General features: G+C 41.5%; 16 protein-coding genes. 7 read left to right on the top strand and 9 right to left on the bottom strand.

Annotated features, from left to right (window positions below):
- Positions 1 to 32: 32 nt before the first annotated feature.
- Positions 33 to 635 carry a hypothetical protein gene (locus tag UABAM_RS05300; protein WP_151966960.1) on the bottom strand — a complete coding sequence of 201 codons (603 nt, stop codon included), beginning with the start codon at positions 633 to 635 and terminating at the stop codon, positions 33 to 35.
- A 117-nt stretch (positions 636 to 752) separates the two neighbouring features.
- Between UABAM_RS05300 and UABAM_RS05295 the strand changes: the two genes are divergently transcribed.
- The gene (locus UABAM_RS05295; RefSeq protein ID WP_151966959.1) at positions 753 to 2,585 is read left to right on the top strand and encodes an ABC transporter ATP-binding protein; all 1,833 of its coding nucleotides are present in this window, start codon (positions 753 to 755) and stop codon (positions 2,583 to 2,585) included.
- A gap of 8 nt (positions 2,586 to 2,593) precedes the next feature.
- A complete protein-coding gene (locus UABAM_RS05290) occupies positions 2,594 to 3,589 on the top strand; it encodes a thioredoxin family protein (protein WP_151966958.1) in 996 nt (331 codons plus the stop codon).
- Positions 3,590 to 3,690: 101 nt separating this feature from the next.
- Here UABAM_RS05290 and UABAM_RS05285 read toward each other — a convergent pair whose 3' ends face one another.
- From UABAM_RS05285 to UABAM_RS05265, 5 genes are all read right to left on the bottom strand, one after another.
- Positions 3,691 to 4,485: an SIR2 family NAD-dependent protein deacylase gene (locus UABAM_RS05285; RefSeq protein ID WP_151966957.1), complete on the bottom strand. Its 795-nt coding sequence runs from the start codon at positions 4,483 to 4,485 to the stop codon at positions 3,691 to 3,693.
- A 1-nt stretch (position 4,486) separates the two neighbouring features.
- Positions 4,487 to 6,268 carry an NCS1 family nucleobase:cation symporter-1 gene (locus UABAM_RS33335; protein WP_173013145.1) on the bottom strand — a complete coding sequence of 594 codons (1,782 nt, stop codon included), beginning with the start codon at positions 6,266 to 6,268 and terminating at the stop codon, positions 4,487 to 4,489.
- Between the two features lie 3 nt (positions 6,269 to 6,271).
- Positions 6,272 to 7,579 carry a D-arabinono-1,4-lactone oxidase gene (locus tag UABAM_RS05275; protein ID WP_151966956.1) on the bottom strand — a complete coding sequence of 436 codons (1,308 nt, stop codon included), beginning with the start codon at positions 7,577 to 7,579 and terminating at the stop codon, positions 6,272 to 6,274.
- Between the two features lie 162 nt (positions 7,580 to 7,741).
- Positions 7,742 to 8,926: an amino acid deaminase/aldolase gene (locus UABAM_RS05270; RefSeq protein ID WP_229759358.1), complete on the bottom strand. Its 1,185-nt coding sequence runs from the start codon at positions 8,924 to 8,926 to the stop codon at positions 7,742 to 7,744.
- On the bottom strand, positions 8,920 to 9,621 hold the full coding sequence (locus UABAM_RS05265) for a DUF2231 domain-containing protein (RefSeq protein ID WP_151966955.1): 702 nt from the start codon (positions 9,619 to 9,621) through the stop codon (positions 8,920 to 8,922). Before UABAM_RS05265 ends, UABAM_RS05270 begins: the two co-directional genes overlap by 7 nt.
- Positions 9,622 to 9,720: 99 nt before the next feature.
- On the opposite strand from UABAM_RS05265, the gene UABAM_RS05260 reads away from it, so the two are divergent.
- Positions 9,721 to 10,422 (top strand): class I SAM-dependent DNA methyltransferase, encoded by a 702-nt coding sequence (locus tag UABAM_RS05260; RefSeq protein WP_173013144.1) that lies wholly within the window; start codon positions 9,721 to 9,723, stop codon positions 10,420 to 10,422.
- Positions 10,423 to 10,480: 58 nt separating this feature from the next.
- Here the strand turns inward: UABAM_RS05260 and UABAM_RS05255 are convergent, their stop codons facing one another.
- Positions 10,481 to 11,176 carry a hypothetical protein gene (locus UABAM_RS05255; protein WP_151966953.1) on the bottom strand — a complete coding sequence of 232 codons (696 nt, stop codon included), beginning with the start codon at positions 11,174 to 11,176 and terminating at the stop codon, positions 10,481 to 10,483.
- A gap of 408 nt (positions 11,177 to 11,584) precedes the next feature.
- Between UABAM_RS05255 and UABAM_RS05250 the strand changes: the two genes are divergently transcribed.
- Entirely contained in the window at positions 11,585 to 14,269 is a 2,685-nt protein-coding gene (locus UABAM_RS05250) for a serine/threonine protein kinase (RefSeq protein WP_151966952.1), read from the top strand.
- 31 nt (positions 14,270 to 14,300) lie between these two features.
- Entirely contained in the window at positions 14,301 to 15,134 is an 834-nt protein-coding gene (locus UABAM_RS05245) for a DMT family transporter (protein ID WP_151966951.1), read from the top strand.
- Between the two features lie 8 nt (positions 15,135 to 15,142).
- Here UABAM_RS05245 and UABAM_RS05240 read toward each other — a convergent pair whose 3' ends face one another.
- Both UABAM_RS05240 and UABAM_RS05235 read right to left on the bottom strand, forming a co-directional pair.
- On the bottom strand, positions 15,143 to 16,222 hold the full coding sequence (locus UABAM_RS05240) for a 6-phosphofructokinase (RefSeq protein ID WP_151966950.1): 1,080 nt from the start codon (positions 16,220 to 16,222) through the stop codon (positions 15,143 to 15,145).
- Complete coding sequence (locus tag UABAM_RS05235; protein ID WP_151966949.1) at positions 16,223 to 16,924, bottom strand: RluA family pseudouridine synthase; 702 nt, start codon at positions 16,922 to 16,924, stop codon at positions 16,223 to 16,225.
- 113 nt (positions 16,925 to 17,037) lie between these two features.
- On the opposite strand from UABAM_RS05235, the gene UABAM_RS05230 reads away from it, so the two are divergent.
- Positions 17,038 to 18,309, top strand: a complete 1,272-nt coding sequence (locus UABAM_RS05230) for a pyridoxal phosphate-dependent aminotransferase (protein ID WP_151966948.1) — start codon at positions 17,038 to 17,040, stop codon at positions 18,307 to 18,309.
- Positions 18,309 to 18,623: an HNH endonuclease gene (locus UABAM_RS05225; protein WP_151966947.1), complete on the top strand. Its 315-nt coding sequence runs from the start codon at positions 18,309 to 18,311 to the stop codon at positions 18,621 to 18,623. Before UABAM_RS05230 ends, UABAM_RS05225 begins: the two co-directional genes overlap by 1 nt.
- Positions 18,624 to 18,864 lie beyond the last annotated feature (241 nt).

Below are 18,864 nucleotides of genomic sequence, written 5' to 3'. Positions count from 1 at the left end.
AGTCCTATCTAGATTTCTACTGTAAAACACTCTTAAAAGCGTACTGACACCCTAAAATAAGAAACAAACCACAACGGAAGAATCGCAATGTCAAGACAAACGGCAAAAGGAAGTCCCACAATACGCGCTGGATATGCCCAACTAGGTCGATAGTGCGGCATCGGGGGAGCCGGAATTGATTTTCCCATAGAATCATAAGTGTTACCGATAGGTTCGATGATTAACTGAATGTCGTATTGCGGATCGCGATAACGTCGGGAGTCGCCCCATAGAAAAATTTTCCCCAGTTGATTCACTTGTTGTGCGCTGCGCTGAAAACGACTGCGGTGATACGCAAAGTCATCTTGACGTTCGCGTACGATAATAGGTATTCTTCTCTTTGCTTGTTGTTCTTCTACAGGAAGGGAACCCTTCAAAGTATCTGTGTGTTGTCCCTGCACTAAATCGATCACTGCCCAACGTTCACCGCGATCTGTTTCATAGGTAATAATTAGCTCTTCTGCACCGACCCACGCCGATGTATATTCGCGAAAAGTTTCGGGTTGCGGGTCGGTGACGCTAAGTAAAGACGTTGTTACACAGCCACTAGACAACAAAGAAAGTAACAACATTATACGAACAAAATACTTTCTCATAACCTCTCCTATCAAGGTCAATATTACTGCTTGCTTTTTGCCGGGTTTTATAGTATTTTACACGCCAACTACGATATTTTCTAGCAAATTAAGTACAGCTTGCACAGAAGGTTTTTTATGAAGTCATCGGAATCCATGAATTTTAACGTATATATTCGCCTCATAAAATATGTACGCCCCTATTTGAAAATAGCAATATTCTGCTTTGTATTATCCATTCTTATTTCCGTGGTTCAACTAGGCTCTTTAGCTCTTTTGAATCCTTTGGGAGATATTCTATTCGAAAAAGACGGAACACAAACCATATTCAACAAATTAGTCACTTTGGGTGACTGGGGAGTGTCCGTGGCCAATTATTTAAAGGCCCATGTATTTAGCAATAAATTTACGACTCTGTACCTTGTCATGGGGTGTGTTGCCATTCTTACCGTTCTCAAGGGAATTTTACGTTTTACCCACGATTATCTCAGCGCTTATATCAGCGATAAAGTGGTTCTCGATATTCGAAGAGATATGTACAATAAAATCATCAATCATTCGGTGCGTTTTTTTGACAAAATAGGTCTTGAACAAGTGTCTTCGCGTTTTACGAATGACGCCTCCGGCGTAAAAAAAGGTATCAAAAGTATCTTTGGTAAAGCGATGCGCGAGCCATTGAAAGCCGTTAGCTCCCTGGCGATTTGTTTATGGTTGCAATGGAAAGTGACCATATTTATTTTTGTGGTATTTCCCATTGCATATATTTTCATCCGCAATTTGGGCAAACGCGTAAAGAAAAGAACCAAAAAAGACTTACAAAAAAATGCGGACATACTCGAAACGATCATGGAAAGTTTTCGCGGACTAAAGCTTATAAAAGCCTATCAAATGGAACAGCAGTTTATCGACAAATTCGAAAAAGAAAATGAAAAAGCATTCCGTGCCAGGTTAAAACTTGCCACCGTCGAGGCAATCACCAGTCCCGTGATGGAAACATTTGTTACCTTAGCGGCTGTGGTGCTTCTGATTTTTTCTGCGGAATTAGTACTCAGTGGGGAAATGAGTTCCGGGGACTTTCTCTTGTTCTATGGTGCTCTCGGAGCCATTTTTGACCCCGTGCGTAAACTGGCAGATGTTTACAACCGAATCAGTGGGTGTATTGGGGCAGGAGAGCGTATATTCGAATTCATCGATCAACCGTATGAAGTAAAAGAAAAACCGGATGCCGTGGTCCTTCCCAAATTGCAAAAAGAAATTGAGTTTCGCAATGTCGATTTTTGTTACGAATCGCACAACAAAGTATTAGAAAATATCTCTTTTTCTGTCAATAAAGGTGAAATTATCGCCATTGTGGGTAAAAACGGTTCCGGAAAGAGCACACTGATTTCGCTACTTTTACGCTTTTTTGATCCGACAAGTGGAGAAATCCTAATAGACGGGCAGAAAATCACCGACGTCACCGTGGACAGTCTGCGCAGTCATTTTTCATTGGTCACGCAAAAGGCAATGCTATTCAACAGTAGTATTCTAAATAATATAAAATGTAGTAGCGATGCCAGCGAAGAGCAGATTGCAGAAGCGGGGAAACTAACACACAGCCATGATTTTGTTGATAAACTCGAAAATGGGTATCATACTTTATATGGGAAGGGTGGTATTGGTCTCTCCGGGGGACAAGAACAACGCATTGCCTTGGCAAGAGCCATTGTAAGACACGCCGATATTCTCATTTTAGATGAAGCCACTGCAAACCTAGATGTGGATAGTGAGCACTATATCAAAGAAGCCTTGGACAGTTATTTGCAAAGTTGTACGGCATTTATTATTGCGCATCGTTTTACCACAATACAAAAAGCCGACCGTATATTGGTACTCGATCGCGGTAAAATAGAAGCTTTTGGCTCTCACGAAGAAATTATCGACAAAAGCCCTACCTATAAAACCCTGTATGAGAAACAAGATTTCAGTTAGGAGTTTGTATGAAGTACGCATTACTGTGGTTGTGCTTGTGTAGTGTGTTTGCCGACTGGGGCAACAATTTGCAAATAGCTCTAAAAGAAGCCGCACAACAAAAGAAATACGTGTTGCTATACTTTTCCGATGAAAGCAATTGCAAGCTGTGCTCTGACTTTCATCGCAATGTGGCCACAAAAAAGAGTTTCATGCGCTTTGAGGAAACATGCGTACTGTGCCGTATTGATCCGCGTTTGGCAAAAACCGCAAAAGAAAGAGAACAATATAGTAAGCTATTTAACATGTTCAAGGTCGACGAAGTCCCCACAGTAATGTGCATGACCGCGAAAGGCAAAGTTTTTTTTCGCGACGTATACAACGGAGAATCACTCAAAGATTACAGGAATCTACTCGACAAGATACTACAATTGCAAGTTGAGTACCAAGAATTGTCGCAAAGCGCATTCTCTGGCGAAAAAATTTCCACAGCAGAAAAAAAGTTCATGTGTGAAGAGCTTGCACGTCTTTTAGGCGAGTGTCCACAAAAAGCATGGACACTACGTGCAAAATTTGCCTACTTACTTTTTTATGTAGACACGGAAAATATCACAGAAAAGAGACCTCTCGCGGCGTACACGGTGAGCCTATATACGACGATTGACAAACAACCATTTATTTCATACCTACAAAAAAGCGATGCGCATTATTTCGCCAAGTTAATGGATCAATTTCTGGCAGATCATGCGCAGAAGTTAAAAAAATACTTCGAGCTAGTACATCATCAACAGCAGAAAAAATACCAAAAACAATTGCAAAGTTATGCCGCACAAGTGATGAAAATGTGGAAAGAGTACGCTTTCACCACACAAGACGCCGAAATTAACTTTCGCATTTTGAGCTTGCAAGCACTGTGTTACAAATCACTCAACGACAAACAAAATTTCTCCACTGTTTGGAAAAAGCTACAAGCGCATTCAAACCACGAAAATTTTCAGTTTCTTCGCAAACTTTTGCAGAAATAGCCATTATGGAATGTTTTGTACGTGCTCGTCCTTCTCGCGAATTAAGTAGATGCCATTCATTTCCACCACGTCATCAATATTGACATTTACTTCAAGAATTGTTACTGAAAAAGCTCCGGTAACACTTCACCTGCTTTACCGTGAAAGACAAAATCAGCATGATGATCGGCAACGGTTTCCTCAAGGTTAATCACCGCCGTCTTGGCTCCTTCGGATTTGGCGAGTTGCATAAAACTCGCCGCAGGCTGTACCAAGCATGAGGTACCTATAACCAAAAATAGATCACAGTTTTGCGAAGACAACACCGCCTGATTGATGTCTTGTTTACGTAGCGCTTCGCCAAACCACACTACATGCGGGCGCAAAATGCCGGTGCAATTTTGTTGTTGGCATTGTGGCAAATCGTCCACCGTGTAACGATTGGCCTCACCGGTGCACTCCTGATCAAATGCTGGGGTAATCGGTACATCGCGATTCTTTTGCAGGTGACCGCATTTTGCACAGCGGATCATCCAAATCGAGCCGTGAAGGCGCGTTACGTTTTTTGAACCCGCATCAAAATGTAAGTCGTCGATGTTTTGGGTGATGAGAGAAAAGGTCTTTTGTTGTTCCTTCAGTTTTTTTTCCAAATCGGCAAGGGCCTTATGTGCCATATTGAACTTTTTATCTTGCATCATTTGCCGTCGATAATTGTAAAATTCCCAAACAAGTCCTGGATCGCAATTCCAGGCATTGGGCGAGGCAACTTGCGTTACCTCGTGATTTTTCCATAGACTGCTACTTCCCGAACCGCGAAATGTGGGAATATTGGATTCAGCAGAAACTCCCGCACCTGTGAGAACCGTAACATAGCGACTCTTACGGAGTTGTTCGCGAAATCGTTGCACGTTGTCCATGTTATCCGTCCCCTTTTGCCTTCGGCATTAACACGATGTAGACAAACAATGAAATAAAGAAACCCACAAACCACGCGTATGTGTAAATGGTCATGAAAATTTGTGGTACGGAGTTGACAAAGCCACAAGCTGCCAGAAAACCGGGAATGTTTGGAATAACTCCCAAAATTAAGGCGATAATTGCTACGTTGTTAAAACCGTTTGTGTAGCTATACTCAGCATTTTCATCGTACAATGCCGCGAGATTTAAGCGCGTTTTGCGTACGAGAAAGTAGTCGGCGATCACAATACCTGCGATAGGACCAAGTAACGCACTATAGCCAATAAGCCACGTAAAAATATATCCTTGGGTACTTTCAATTAATTTCCATGGGCAAATGGCAATACCAATAATCCCAGTAATAAGACCTCCGGTGGTAAAACTTATCTTTTGTGGATATAGGTTGGAAAAACCATTTGCCGGGGCAACGACATTCGCCGCTAGGTTTGTCGACAACGTGGCAATGGCAATAAATATCATTGCAACGACAACGATCCATGGCTGTTCCACTCTAGAAAGCAGAGTTACCGGGTCCCATGGTGCGTCTTGGGCGATCAGGATATCCGAAAAGAGAATGATTCCGGTACTGGTGGCAATAAGACCTACAAAAGAGTACAAAGCCATCGTCAGCGGTAAACCGATAAATTGTCCAGCGATGTGTTCTTTTTGTGAGCTTGCGTAACGTGTAAAATCGGGAATGTTTAAAGACAGCGTCGCCCAAAAGCCAATAATGGCAGTCAACAGGGGAAAGAATATCTTCCAAAAATCGCGTTTTTGTGGGGGGCTTGGTGAAGATTCCGGGGTATAACGTAGCGTTTTAACAATCGACTTACTTTGGTGCTGGTCATTGCGAAAGACAATTCCCAAGGTTACCTGTTCATTTGCTTGCGGCAATTTTTGAATCTTGTAGGTAATTTGTTTTGCATACGCGACGGTGGTCGTGCGATCATTTTCGGTGATCACAACTTGGGTTACACGACTTTTTCCCTCAGATTCGAGAGCATATAAACTTAAGGTAATCGTTTCACTTGAAAAATTTTCACTGACAACAACCGCTGGTTGCGTAAAGGTTTGCGTGTTGTCTAAAGCCTTTTGCATGCCTACGGTGGCCAAGGACCATCCCAGTAGCCCTAAACCCATGAGTATTAAGATCGGAGCGACATAATTCTCTAACCAACGAATGGATTCAATGCCCGCGACAATAATCGCCATATTGCATGCCCAGAAAATTAAGAAACACGACAACTGCCAAACATTGATGCCAATAAATAGTTTTTCTGCGGACTGTATCGAAGGGTAAAATTTAATCAAACAAACATAAATGGCAAATCCGCCAATCCATGTTTGTATTCCAAACCACCCACAAGCAACAAGTGCCCTTAAAATCGAAGGAATATGTGCACCTTTTGTTCCAAAAGAGGCTCTAGTTAATACCGGAAATGGAATTCCGTATTTGGTTCCGGGGTGTGCATTGAGAATCATAGGTAGCAAGACAACGACATTTCCAATCAGTACCGTTAAAATCGCCTGCCACCAGTTCATACCTTCGTTCAGTAAACTCGCGGCAAGCATGTATGTGGGTATACAAACCGCCATACCGATCCATAGTGCGGCAATATCCCACCGGCTCCAGCTGCGTTCAGCAATCTTAGTAGGAGCGATATCTTCATTTGTTAGGGAGTTATTGGGTAGTGACCCGGTTAATTCGACCATGTTGTGTTGCTCGCGAATTTCGTTGTCCATCTGTTATTCCTCAAAAATAGATTGCAAATACGGATTCATAAACAAACCATCGGGATCTAGCTCGCGACGCACACGATGAAAATTTTCCCATTTGGGGTAAATATTCTTGAAGTCACTGGCCTTAAGATTATGCATTTTTCCCCAGTGCGGTCTACCGTTGTATTTACGGAAAATGGCTTCACAACCCGCAAAGTATTTTTCGTAAGGTACACCCTTAAAGCTATGGATTGCGATGTACACGCTTGGCCTTCCATAAGAAGGACTCAAATAAATGTCGTCCTCTTTGGCAACGCGAAACTCTATGGGGAAAGTCACTTTGATATTTTCTTTGCGGATGAAGGCTTCGATTTCCCGGAGTACTTCTGTGCCTTTTTCCAGCGGTACAGAGTATTCCATTTCGTGAAATCTTACCCACCGATAGCTGCTAAAAATATTCGCACTCAAGTTTGTTTCTTCGCCTTGTGGGATTAACGACGTACCTGCGGCACTAATTTTTTGTGACCATCGTGGAAAAAGACGGCATAAACTCCCAAACATAAATAGCGCTCCGTTTTCGAAAACAATTTCGCTAAAGTATTTACGCCACGTACCGCGATCTTTTTTGTCATTGGTGATGTTCATTGCCTTGGTATATGTGTAATTGGTGTGCGGCAACCAGAAAAACTCAAAGTGGCGATTGTTTTCGATGTTTTGTGTAAAATTTTCTAAACTCTCATCAAGAGTGCAGCGTTTTTTGACGACCTTCAGATAATATGCGGGCATAAGTTTGAGCGTGAGTTTACTAATAATACCCAAGGCCCCCAGAGAGATCTGTCCGGCCTTGAACACTTCGCTATTCTCTGTTTCTGAGCAGTGTATCACCTCTCCATCTGCGGTGACTAAACTAAAACTTGCCACTTGGGTTGCGATACCTCCTAGTGACAGTCCTGTACCATGAGTTCCCGTCGATACTGCACCGGCAATGGTTTGACAATCGATGTCTCCCAAATTTTGCATTGCCAAGCCTCTATCTGCAAGCATCTGCCCCAAAGCCCGAAGCTGTGTACCCGATTTTACGGTAGCTTCGCATTTTTCTTCGTCGATGCTGTAAATGCCATGATATTGCTTGAGAGACAGTATGTTATCTTCAGTTTCAATGAGAGGTGTAAAAGAGTGTCGCGATCCCTCAACGCGAATAGCTTGTTTTTTATATTTTACCTGTTGTATTGCATCGATAATATCTTGTTCGCTCGTCGGAAAGAATATTTTATTGGGCATACAAGAGACTGATCCTGACCAATTTTGCCAGTTTTTTCCCGTAAAAGTTTTCATCTATTTTCTCTTCTGATGTATATGTAATTGAACAAGGAGGAAATCTCATCCTGCTCGATTTTGAGCCCGAGCCCATTCCCGAAAATAGGCTCTGAAGTCATTACTGTAAATTTGAATGGTTATATGAATAATCTGGATAGTTAGATTTATTAAAAACATTGGCTACAAAAAACATTTGCCTTCGCCGCGATATGTGCTTACTTCATCTACTACCTTACCGTTTTTTACCAGATGTATACTGTTAAAATGTTCGCATAATTCACCTGCTTTGCTGTGGCGCATAAAAATAGGGTCTCCGAGTTGTATTTTCTTTTTACCACGATAAACTACTGGCGTTTGAACTTCTCCTGCGCCTTCGGTATCAAGCAACTTGCTCTTTTTTGGTAAATAGGGTTGTGGAATTTTGTCTTTTCCCGTGCCAGAAGCCACGTAGCCACCGCCATGACATGTAAAAATATTCGCGGTTGGCGTGCGTGTAACCTCGATGGCATAAAACAGAGCTGGGTTGTGTTGGAAATTGCAATAGTAATCAAATAGCCCCGGTGAAAAAAATGCAGATCCTGCTGTAACCTCTGTAATGCAAGGTTCTAAAGAAGTTGTTTCTAAACTTCCCGTGCCGCCTCCATTTACGATTTTACATGAAAAACCATTTTGTTGTAGTGTTTCGACAACATTTTGCCGACGTTTTTGTATTTGTTGAATGGATATCTTTTTGAGCTGGCGAATGACAGCATTCATTATAAAATTATTAAATGGGCTCTTGTCTCCCAAACCAGCTATTTGCGCCTCATATCCCATTACCCCGGCAAACGACACACCTGGTAGGGTATCCATTTCTTGTACGAGTTGCAAAACCTGCTGTGCAGTATTGAGTGGCGAACGTCTAACGCCAAAGTGGATTCCCGGAAAAGAACTCGACATATCGACATCCACACATATTGGTAATGTGGTGTTGTTTTCACAGCAAATTTGCGAGATTTGTCGCGCATGATCTATACAATCCACCATTAAGGTAATGTTCGTTTGTGTTAATTGGCATATGGATCGTATTCTGCGTGGATCAAATATGGGATATGCCACTAAAATATCCTCAATCCCGCTGTTATGAAGATAAATGGCTTCATCAGCACTATAGGACATAACGCCCTGAAAAATAGAATGGCTATTTAGAATGCGCTTTATTAATTCTACACTACGAATCGACTTCGATGCAATGCGAATCGGTTTTTCACAAGCGCGTTTCGCCACCTTCTCGATATTTTCTTCAAACAATTCCATATCGAGAGCGGCGAATGGCATGGCAATAGCGCATGTTGCGTTCTTGTAGTAATCGTACTTATCTACCAATTATAATGTCCTAATCCAAAAATCAGTGATGACCCTAAAAATCCGGTGATTCCGATAATAATGGATGTTATCAGTATACACGGCCAGTATAGCTTTTCTAACTGCGTTTGCGACGCAGTTTGCTTTTTGCTATTGAGTACGCTAACGGTGATAATGAGTATCGCTGTCAAAATCCCCATCACTTTATGATAGTTGGCGACAGTGTGTAATTCGTTTTTGTAGGTGGAGGATATATGAGCGCACCATCCAAGAACTACGGCAATTACAGAGCTGATTGCGGCAATATTGAAGCAATAGTTGATCGCCTGCTGAAGCTGTTTGTTGTATAACAGCGAGAGTATTTCGCCAAGCACTGCGGCAAAAAAAAGTGCTATGGGAAAGTGTACGGAAATGGGATGTAATTTTCCCACAAAAGAGGTTAACTTTTCCCGAAAACCTTGCTGTACTTGCAGTGGCGTATCCACGCGAAAGTTTTTCATGTATTTTTGTGGTGCGGCGCTAAACTTTTTTATACATCTTTTACAACAAAGGTAAACTCTTTGTCCATTGTAATCATAGTAGATATTGGGATCTATCTTTTCCGCAGTCATGACCGGGCATATTTGATTTGTAATATTTCTTTTCTCGTTTGGCCCAAAAAATATTACAATAGAAATTATACTCATAAAAACAACAGCTAATATGGTTTTTCTCATAAAAATCTCCGTTGGCAAAATAAGCTATAATTCTATTGCATTTTTCAATAGACTTCCAATAAAAAATGCTGGTATATGAATGTTCCCAAGGAGAAAAAAATGGAATTTTCTGAATTTGACAATCGCCATTACCCGACATTGTCGGTACGCCAAGGCTATCGCAAGTGGGTAGGGACTTACGACGACACTGTTTACGATGAAATGGATTTTGACTTACTGGGAAAAATAAAAAATATATACTGGACAAAAATAGAGACCGCGATAGACCTCGCTTGTGGAACAGGTCGCACTGGAATTTGGTTAAAACGACAAGGGGTAAGAGAGTTAGATGGAATTGATATAACTCCAGAAATGATGAACGTTGCCAAGGAAAAAAATATCTATCGTAATCTCACCCACGGTGACATACGCAATACCAAATTCGTAGACGACACATATCATCTAGCTATGTGCTCTTTAGCAAACGAACATATACCAAGTCTAGAACCTCTATACAAGGAAGCACAGCGCATTGTCACCGCAAATGGCTACTTCATTATACTAGGTTACCACCCATTTTTCTTACTAAGTGGAATCCCCACCCACTTTGATGACGAAGAGGGAAACTCTATCGCGATTCACAACTATGTTCATCTCATGAGTGACCATGTGCAAGCAGCTTTAAGAAGCTCGTGGCAACTGACAGAAATGTATGAGCGCATTGTTGACGACGCATGGATTAAGAAAAAACCGAATTGGAAGGCCTACCACAATAAACCAATTAGTTTTATGTTCGTGTGGAAAAAAACGAATACAAACTAGCGTTCTATTGCGTTTTGTTATCACAAATAATCGTTCATAATACTAGTTAAGTATCTGTTCACTCTTCCACTTTCGTGCGATGAACACCACTTGCTTGTAAAACAAAAAAATATTTGTCTCCTTGGAACGTTGCGCTATCCGAAAAAAATGAAATTTGCCCATTGGTTTTTAAAATCTCATCATCTGTTTTATGCGGTATGATGCTATTGCCTTGTCTACGGACTTGCATGATTAATCCACGAAACGCAACCGCTTCACCATCAAATACCCCTGTAGATACTACGTCAAAGTCATGTGCATTTGGATCAGAATTTTGGCGCGACTGTACCGCCGTTAATCGTACGCGAAATTCATTGTTCTTTCTCTGACGTATTGGTGTTTTTACCGAAACTTGATCGTATACTTTGCGTGCCGCAGCATTAAAATTTGCGGGAGACTCTTCGCCTGTGGCAAGCTCTACCCATTTTTGGGTCCCATGATCATCAATGCGTACGACAACAGAGTTCCAGTTGCCGCAATTCCCGTGAACTTCCACAGGCACCTCATTTTCATTCAGGTGTTCTCGGATAACAATCGCCGTTGCTTGTAAACCGGATTGCGCTGCTTGGTGACATGCTTTTAGTGCTTTTTGCTGACGAATATGGTGTGAATTTGCTGATTTTGTCAGTAGAGTCACAATTCCCCCCATAACGATGATTGCCGCTATCACGGCAAACATCAAAGCCAATCCTTTTTCATGTAAAAAACCACGCATATACATTCCCTTATAAGTCTTGTGCATTTATCTAGTACAATATAAAAATCAAAGATATGTCCAAAAAATAGACAGTGACCTTTATAGTAGTCACTATAGACTATTGTAATATTTTGGTAGCATATAAAGCAAATAAAATTTTCTTATGAAAAGCAGTTTTATTCTGCAGGGTTTTACTAGTGGTACACAAAAACTTCAAAACGCCAACTAGTGTCTATTTTTTAGACATCGGGTTTTATTTTGCAATATGAATTGTTTTTCAAGCACATTGCGACAACGATTGCAAAATTTGTCCTATACAACAACTAGCACAGTTATTTTTTCTGTAGCTATTTACTATGCAATAACATTCGTTTATAATAACGCCAATGTTACTGTGAATATTCGCTTTAATGAAAGGCGTTTCATGTGAATATAAAAAACTTAGCTAAAGATGCAATGGTGCTGCACTACAAAATAGAAAAAAAACTTGGGCAAGGAGGGATGGGTGTTGTTTACAAGGCGATTGATACGAAACTACAGCGAAATGTGGCCATCAAATTTCTACTAGGTAACTATGATGAGAAAAGTGCCAAAACACAACGTTTTTGGGAAGAAGCGCGTTCAGTGGCACAATTAATGCACGGCAATATCATGGGAATTCATCATCTAGAAACGCATAACACCCCTTTCTTGGTCATGAGTTATATAGAGGGGATGTCGCTACAAAAAAAATTAAAAAACCACCGTTTCGCAATACCCGAAACAGTGAAGTGCATTATCAAAATCGCTCAGGCAATGCACTATGCCCACCAGCAAGGAGTGATCCACCGCGATCTAAAACCAGAAAACATTATGATTGACAACAACAACGAACCAATCATTATGGATTTTGGTTTGGCGAAGCGTCGAGAGTCAGACACGAAGATATCGCGTGCGGGAGATATTTTTGGCACACCGCGGTACATGTCTCCCGAACAGGCCAAAGGCGAAAATGATACGATAGATCATCGCACCGACATTTTTTCTTTGGGAATTATTCTCTACGAAATGTTGACTGAATCTATCCCTTTTAAAGGAGATAGCGTTTTTATGATGATGAGGGCAACTGTAGAAAAAGATCCTGTGCCGCCGCGAGAAATTAATCCCCAAATTCCCGTAGCACTCGAAAAAGTATGTCTAAAAGCACTAGCGAAGTCACGCGAAGATCGTTATTCCACCGCCCAAGAATTTGCTCATCATTTGCAACATCTTCTATCTCCGCAAACGCAAGTACTACCACAAACACACGCTGCACCGCGAAAAAAACGCATTGCACCGCGAAAAATGCGCACATCGAAAGCGACATTGGCTTCACAGAAAACCGTTTTGCAGACACAACGCCACAACAAAAAGTTTATATATTCGATGGTCGGAGGTATTGCAGGGATTGTTGTTATTTTCATGGTGCTTTCTTTTTCGGGAAATGACAACGCAAAGACGGAAAAGGCTGGTCTTTTTGAAGAATATATGCAAAAAGCGGAGAAGGCGTTTATTGAAAACAACTATGTGTCTGCACGCGAATATTTGCGACTCGCTCTAGAACAACAACCAAGTGAAAAAGCGCAAGCCCTCCTCAATGCCATTGATCTCGCGGAAAAAAAGACACCGAAAACACCATTACAACTTGTTGTGGGTAGCCCGACAGAAGAGGTGAAAACCAATCAAAATGTCTGGGTAATTCGCGGTCGCGTTACAGGGGAATCTCCACGTGTTTTTTGTGGTAAAATTGATGCTCAGGTGAATGATAATCAATTTGAGTTGCGCCTACCATTGGAGGGCGAGGGAAAAAAACAATATCAAATTGTTGCCACAGATCAAAATGGGAAACGTCAACAAACTGTGGTGTACTTTTTGTTGGATAAAACTCCACCAGTTGTTTCGGTCGACGCTCCGCAGTTCATAATTGAAAAGCAAATTAACATCCGCGTTGATGTATCGGAAAGTAACCCTTGGAAAGCAAGTATCGATGGTAAGATTTTACCCACAAAAGGGAAAGAATCTTTTGTTTTTGTACACTCTCTTGTCCCAGGAGAAAACAATGTAACCCTCAAGGTGGAAGACTGTGCTGGTAACATAACAACTAAGAAATTTTCGACCAATTACAGTGACAAATGCCCACCTCCTACCATTGTCTTTCCTAAAAAGAATAATTTTTCTACACCGAGAAAAAGAATTAAAATTAAATGTCTTGCCGATCCACTTTATGATAGAGTTTACGTAAACAAAAAAGTCGCCACGCGTTTTGGAAAATATTTTACACGTATGATTTCTTTATCTAAGGGCGAGAACTCCATACAGGTAGTGGCTAATGATCGTTTTGACAGAAAAAGTCATAAAGAATTTAAAATATACAGAACAAAAAATATCCTAGAAAAGATAAAGGATGGTGTAGAGCGTAAAAAGCAACTGGCAGATAAAAACAACAAAGTCGAAGATAAAAATGCGAGAAAAAGACATATATCAACAATAATGAAGAAAAACTTTCACGCAACTGATTATAAATTTAAAGACGATGGCTTTGTTGAAATGACCTATGTTTTCAACGACTACAGTTGTCTTCAAGACTTCGACATTATACCAAACGCTACTACCCAAATGCATAAAGACCATTTTGAAATAACAGCTGGTTTAATTCCTGTGGGGATGTCAAATAAAGTAGAATTTAATGGTGATGTTGCTGTTGAAATATCTTTTTTATCCAATTCAACCAATCGTTCATACGCACTGGGAGTTTGTTTCGCGGCACTGAATGGTTACACATTGGAAATTGATGAGAGAAAAGGACATTTCGTATTGCGAAAAGGCATAGGACTATTCGCACCGGCTCTGGTTCCCCCAATGAAAAACAAGTCCATTTCAGTGAACCGTAATCGCATGTTGGTCATGAAACTTACGAAAAAAGGCAATCTGATCACTGGTCAATACAAAAAAAGAACTTTATGTTACACCAAGAACGCGAAACTTCAAAAGGGTAGAGTAGGGATTGTCTCTTTTTTAAACACGAGTTTAAAGCTATATAAGCTGAAAATGGCAGGATACGTTGACCAACAATGGCTACAAAAATTGAGGTAGCCACATACATTATATCTAGAATCGACACCACATGTCCGCAACTAAAAATATGATTATCTCCACGGTGTTTTTCGCTATCATGCAAGTGTGTGTAAAAGCCATCAAACATATACCAGTGTTCGAAATTATTGTTTTTCGTTCACTGGTTATTATCGCGATCTGTTGTGTATTTTTTCGCCGGCACAGAATATCTCCTTGGGGGAACAATAAGCGGTTACTCATTGCAAGGGGAGTCGCAGGTTCTATTGCGTTGCTGTTGTTTTTTTACACACTACAGCACATACCTCTAGCATACGCGACAACAATCCAATACCTGTCCCCCATCTTTACCGTAATCATCGCCGGTGTGTTTTTAAAAGAGTACGCCACGCTATCACAATGGTTGTTTTTAGCAATCGCTTTCCTTGGTATTGTTTGCATTCAGGGGTTTGATGTTCGCGTTTCTCTTTTTATGGCCTCCATTGGTGTTTTTTCGGCACTCATGTCGGCAACAGCGTACAACATTATCCGTGTTCTAAAAGACGAGAACCCACTGGTGATTGTTTTTTACTTTCCCTTCGTCGCCTCCATTATTTACATGCCACTGGCAATCATCTACTGGGAAACACCGCAAAGTAAAGATTGGTTCTTTTTGATTGCCGCAGGTGTTGCCACATATTTGGCACATACATATATGACCAAAGCATACCAAGAAGAAAAAGCGTCAAATATTGTCAATCTAAAGTATTTGGGAACGGTTTTTTCTTTAGTGTTTGGCTACGTACTATTCAATGAAAGTATTGTTTTTATGTCGTTTATTGGTATGCTTCTCATTGTTTTCTCGGCGTTAGGGACACAGCTACTGCGTAAGCCCAAAAGTGCATAAATCGAAAGTTAGTCACCAAAACTAATGCCTATTTGACGCGCGGAAAGCACTACGTCGCTGTCATGTGGTACCTGTTTGCTATTTTTGATGGCTTCTTCCAAAGGAACCGCGACAACATTGGGTGGAGCCAAGGCCACCATGATGCCAAACTGTCCATCTTTTACCATACGCACCGCTGCAGCCCCAAATCTGGTGGAGAGTAATCGGTCAAAAGTTGTTGGTGTTCCTCCGCGCTGTAAGTGCCCTAAGGTCAAAGTGCGCGTATCGCGCTTGGTGCGCTGGCGAATTTCATTGGCCACCCATTCTCCAATACCTCCGAGAACAACTTCCTGTCGTCCCTCTTCGCCTTTTCCCTTAGAGAATAGCTCCGAAGCACCTTTGGGTTTTGCGCCTTCGGCAACGGCAACAATCGCGAATTTACGCCCCTTGTTATAGCGACTCTCTATTTTTTGACAAACATACTCCATGTTAAAGGGAATTTCCGGAATCAAAATAACGTCTGCACCGCCAGAGACACCTGCATTTAGAGTAATCCAACCGGCATAACGTCCCATAAGTTCGACAACAATAACGCGCTCGTGACTTTCTGCGGTGGAGTGTAGTTTATCGAGCGCATCCGTGGCGTTGTTTACCGCAGTGTCAAAGCCGAAGGTAATCACCGTAGACGCCAAATCATTGTCGATGGTCTTGGGAATACCAATCACCGGCAACCCCATTTGTGAAAACTGATTGGCAATACTTAACGTTCCATCTCCCCCGATACATATAAGGGCGTCGAGACCTAATTTGGCAAAATTATCTTTGACGCGCGAAGAGACATCTTTTTTTTCACCATCTTCCACGTATTCAAAAGGATTTGCACGATTGGTCGTTCCCAATATCGTACCACCTATGTGCAAAATACCACGCACGTGTTCTTCGTTCATTTCAATGACTTTGTTTTCAGGATCTAGAAGCCCAGAAAAACCTTGGAGAACTCCATAAACTTGCCAGCCATTGCGCAAGGAACTTTTTACCACCGCGCGAATCACAGCGTTTAGTCCTGGGCAATCGCCTCCACCAGTTAGAATCGCTATTTTTTTCGACATTTAAAATCCTTTCATCATGCTGTGTAGATGCCGTGGGAGAGGGGCGGTCATTTTTAGTTGTTGACCTAAAACGGGATGCTCAAACTCAATAGAGTGTGCGTGAAGCGCATGTCCCGCAATCGTTTCATGCCACGGAGACGGTCTTTGTAAATAATATTCCCACAAAAAGGGAACACCCGAATGTGTATAGAGGTAATCACCTACAATGGGATGCCCAATAGCGGCGAGATGCAAACGAATTTGGTGTTTACGTCCGGTAATAGGTTGTAGGTGTAACAAACTGTGTGTTGCTGTAGTTTCGAGTAACTTATAATTTGTTTGTGCGATGAGTCCGCTAGGGTTTTGCGTTGTCATTTTTAATTTAATCAGCGAAGATTCGTCAGCACGCGCGATGGGAAGCTTTATGATCCCTTGCTGGAATTTGACGACACCATGAACAACAGCAAGATACGTTTTACAAATAATACGTCGCGCAAATTGTTTGTACATTTTACCAATAATTCTCTTGCCGCGTGTCACAAGAAGCACTCCCGAAGTATTTTTATCTAAACGGTGTAACAAATGAATATTTTCAGGGTACATCGACGACAGTTGTGAAATCACTGTGTCTCCTTGGTAACCTCCCACAGGATGGCAAACAAGCCCAGGAGGTTTGTTTACGGCAATTAAATTTTCATCTTCATAAAGGATAGAAATTTTCATTTTTTGTTGTTATTCAAGCATAGTTTACAGTAGCATAAAAGTGCAAAAAGATTACCCATTGTACCTTGTGTTTTCCAAACTAAAAAGATTTTCTTTTTTCCGGATAAATAAACATGCACCCTATTAGTTTAAATCTCTCAACAAGAGGCCGAAAAACTTCGGCAACTATTCGTATCAACGAAAGAAGTAAAGAGTTGCAAAAAAACGGCCGAGAGATCTATTTTTTTGGCTTAGGTCAATCTCCTTTTCCCGTACCTAATTGCGTGATAAAAGCCTTGCAAGACAATGCCCATCAAAAAGATTACTTACATCCGCAGGGACTATGGGAATTACGCGAAGCTGTGGCCGCCTTCCATCGTGACTATGATCAAGTTGCTGCGGATGCGCAACATGTACTCATTGGACCTGGATCTAAAGAGTTGATGTTTATCTTACAGTTGGCTTTTTATGGAGATATCATTACGCCTTCTCCGTGCTGGGTCTCTTATCGTCCCCAGGCTGAAATTATTGGGCGCAACAATGTCAGCGTTCTCACGACCTATAAGAACAGATGGCGTATACAAGCCGAGGATCTTGAAAAACTATGTGAAGATGATAGTGGTCGTCCGCGTTTGATCATCCTAAATTATCCCGGAAATCCAGAAGGGCAAACATATACAGAGGAGGAACTTCAGGCAATCGCCGAAACCGCTCGTAAACACAAAATTATTGTCCTGTCTGATGAGATATATGGACTGCTCAATTTTTCGGGAAAACATACATCGATCGCGCGATACTATCCAGAGGGCACAATTATTAGTTCTGGAATATCCAAATGGTGTGGCGCGGGAGGATGGCGTTTGGGAACGTTTGTTTTTCCACCGCAATTTACTCCCTTACTGAAATCCATGGTTTCTATCGCAAGCGAAACGTTTACATCTGTCTCGGCTCCTATCCAATACGCGGCAATTCGCGCATATGAGATGGGGGAAGAAATAGAGGTCTATTTGCAAAATTCGCGCAAAGTGCTGCAAATCATCGCCACACACTGCTACGAAAAATTATCGGATGCGGGGGTTGATTTATGGGAAGCACAAGGAGGATTTTATTTATTCCTAAACTTTTCTAAGTTTCGCGATGTACTACAGAAAAATGGAATCCATGACAGCGGTCAACTTTGCGAAAGGCTTCTGGAAGAAACAGGTGTGGCCATTTTACCCGGTAGTGATTTTCTACGTTGTGAAAGCGAATATACGGTGCGTATGGCCTATGTTGATTTCGATGGGAAGAAGGCTCTCGAAGCATGTGAAAAATCAGAACCGGACGAAAAATTCTTGAGCGTCTATTGTCCGAAGATTCAACGAGGAATCGAAAAAATGACTGAATGGATTAAGAGGTTGTCATAATGGAAAACAGTGTATGTGAAATGTGTAAACGCGAAGCAGCGCGCTTAACCAAGCACCATCTCATTCCAAAAACTAGGCATAAAAATAAAAAGAACAAAAAAAACTTTTCACGGCAAGAAGTTAGGGAAAGATTGGCAATGATCTGTCGTAACTGTCACAGTGCGATTCATCAATTTCTAACAAATAAAGAACTAGAATATGAATACAACACCTTGGAAAAGCTGTTGGCGCATCCTGAAATTAGCAAGTTTGTTGCGTGGCTGCAAAAGCAGCCACCGGGAGCACGAGTACGTACTTTTAAACCAAAGAAATAGTTACCTCCTCTAGAACTAAAAAACTAATCCGAATGTCACCCTTGACTTGATCTTAAGCCGCGTTCTCTGGAACTACAAAACTACCATCGGAGTGTCATCCCTGACTTGATCAGGGATCCAGGCGCTTTGAAGTTTACTTCACATTGTGGATTCCTGGCTTGACCAGGAATCCACAATGTGGTAGCTCCGTCTCAATAAAACTGAAGTTTATTCAGAGAACGGTCATCCCTACTTCCGTAAG

Source organism: Candidatus Uabimicrobium amorphum, assembly GCF_009002475.1.
GTDB classification, from domain to species: domain Bacteria; phylum Planctomycetota; class Uabimicrobiia; order Uabimicrobiales; family Uabimicrobiaceae; genus Uabimicrobium; species Uabimicrobium amorphum.
Note: the sequence above shows the minus strand (reverse complement) of the source record. Positions and strands in the feature narration are given on the sequence as shown.

Bases quoted from the DNA above. Each gene is read 5' to 3' on its own strand.
- UABAM_RS05300 (WP_151966960.1), bottom strand. From the start codon at position 635: ATGAGAAAGTATTTTGTTCGTATAATGTTGTTACTTTCTTTGTTGTCT.
- UABAM_RS05295 (WP_151966959.1), top strand. From the start codon at position 753: ATGAAGTCATCGGAATCCATGAATTTTAACGTATATATTCGCCTCATA.
- UABAM_RS05290 (WP_151966958.1), top strand. From the start codon at position 2,594: ATGAAGTACGCATTACTGTGGTTGTGCTTGTGTAGTGTGTTTGCCGAC.
- UABAM_RS05285 (WP_151966957.1), bottom strand. From the start codon at position 4,485: ATGGACAACGTGCAACGATTTCGCGAACAACTCCGTAAGAGTCGCTAT.
- UABAM_RS33335 (WP_173013145.1), bottom strand. From the start codon at position 6,268: ATGGACAACGAAATTCGCGAGCAACACAACATGGTCGAATTAACCGGG.
- UABAM_RS05275 (WP_151966956.1), bottom strand. From the start codon at position 7,579: ATGAAAACTTTTACGGGAAAAAACTGGCAAAATTGGTCAGGATCAGTC.
- UABAM_RS05265 (WP_151966955.1), bottom strand. From the start codon at position 9,621: ATGAGAAAAACCATATTAGCTGTTGTTTTTATGAGTATAATTTCTATT.
- UABAM_RS05260 (WP_173013144.1), top strand. From the start codon at position 9,721: ATGGAATTTTCTGAATTTGACAATCGCCATTACCCGACATTGTCGGTA.
- UABAM_RS05255 (WP_151966953.1), bottom strand. From the start codon at position 11,176: ATGCGTGGTTTTTTACATGAAAAAGGATTGGCTTTGATGTTTGCCGTG.
- UABAM_RS05245 (WP_151966951.1), top strand. From the start codon at position 14,301: ATGTCCGCAACTAAAAATATGATTATCTCCACGGTGTTTTTCGCTATC.
- UABAM_RS05240 (WP_151966950.1), bottom strand. From the start codon at position 16,222: ATGTCGAAAAAAATAGCGATTCTAACTGGTGGAGGCGATTGCCCAGGA.
- UABAM_RS05235 (WP_151966949.1), bottom strand. From the start codon at position 16,924: ATGAAAATTTCTATCCTTTATGAAGATGAAAATTTAATTGCCGTAAAC.
- UABAM_RS05230 (WP_151966948.1), top strand. From the start codon at position 17,038: ATGCACCCTATTAGTTTAAATCTCTCAACAAGAGGCCGAAAAACTTCG.
- UABAM_RS05225 (WP_151966947.1), top strand. From the start codon at position 18,309: ATGGAAAACAGTGTATGTGAAATGTGTAAACGCGAAGCAGCGCGCTTA.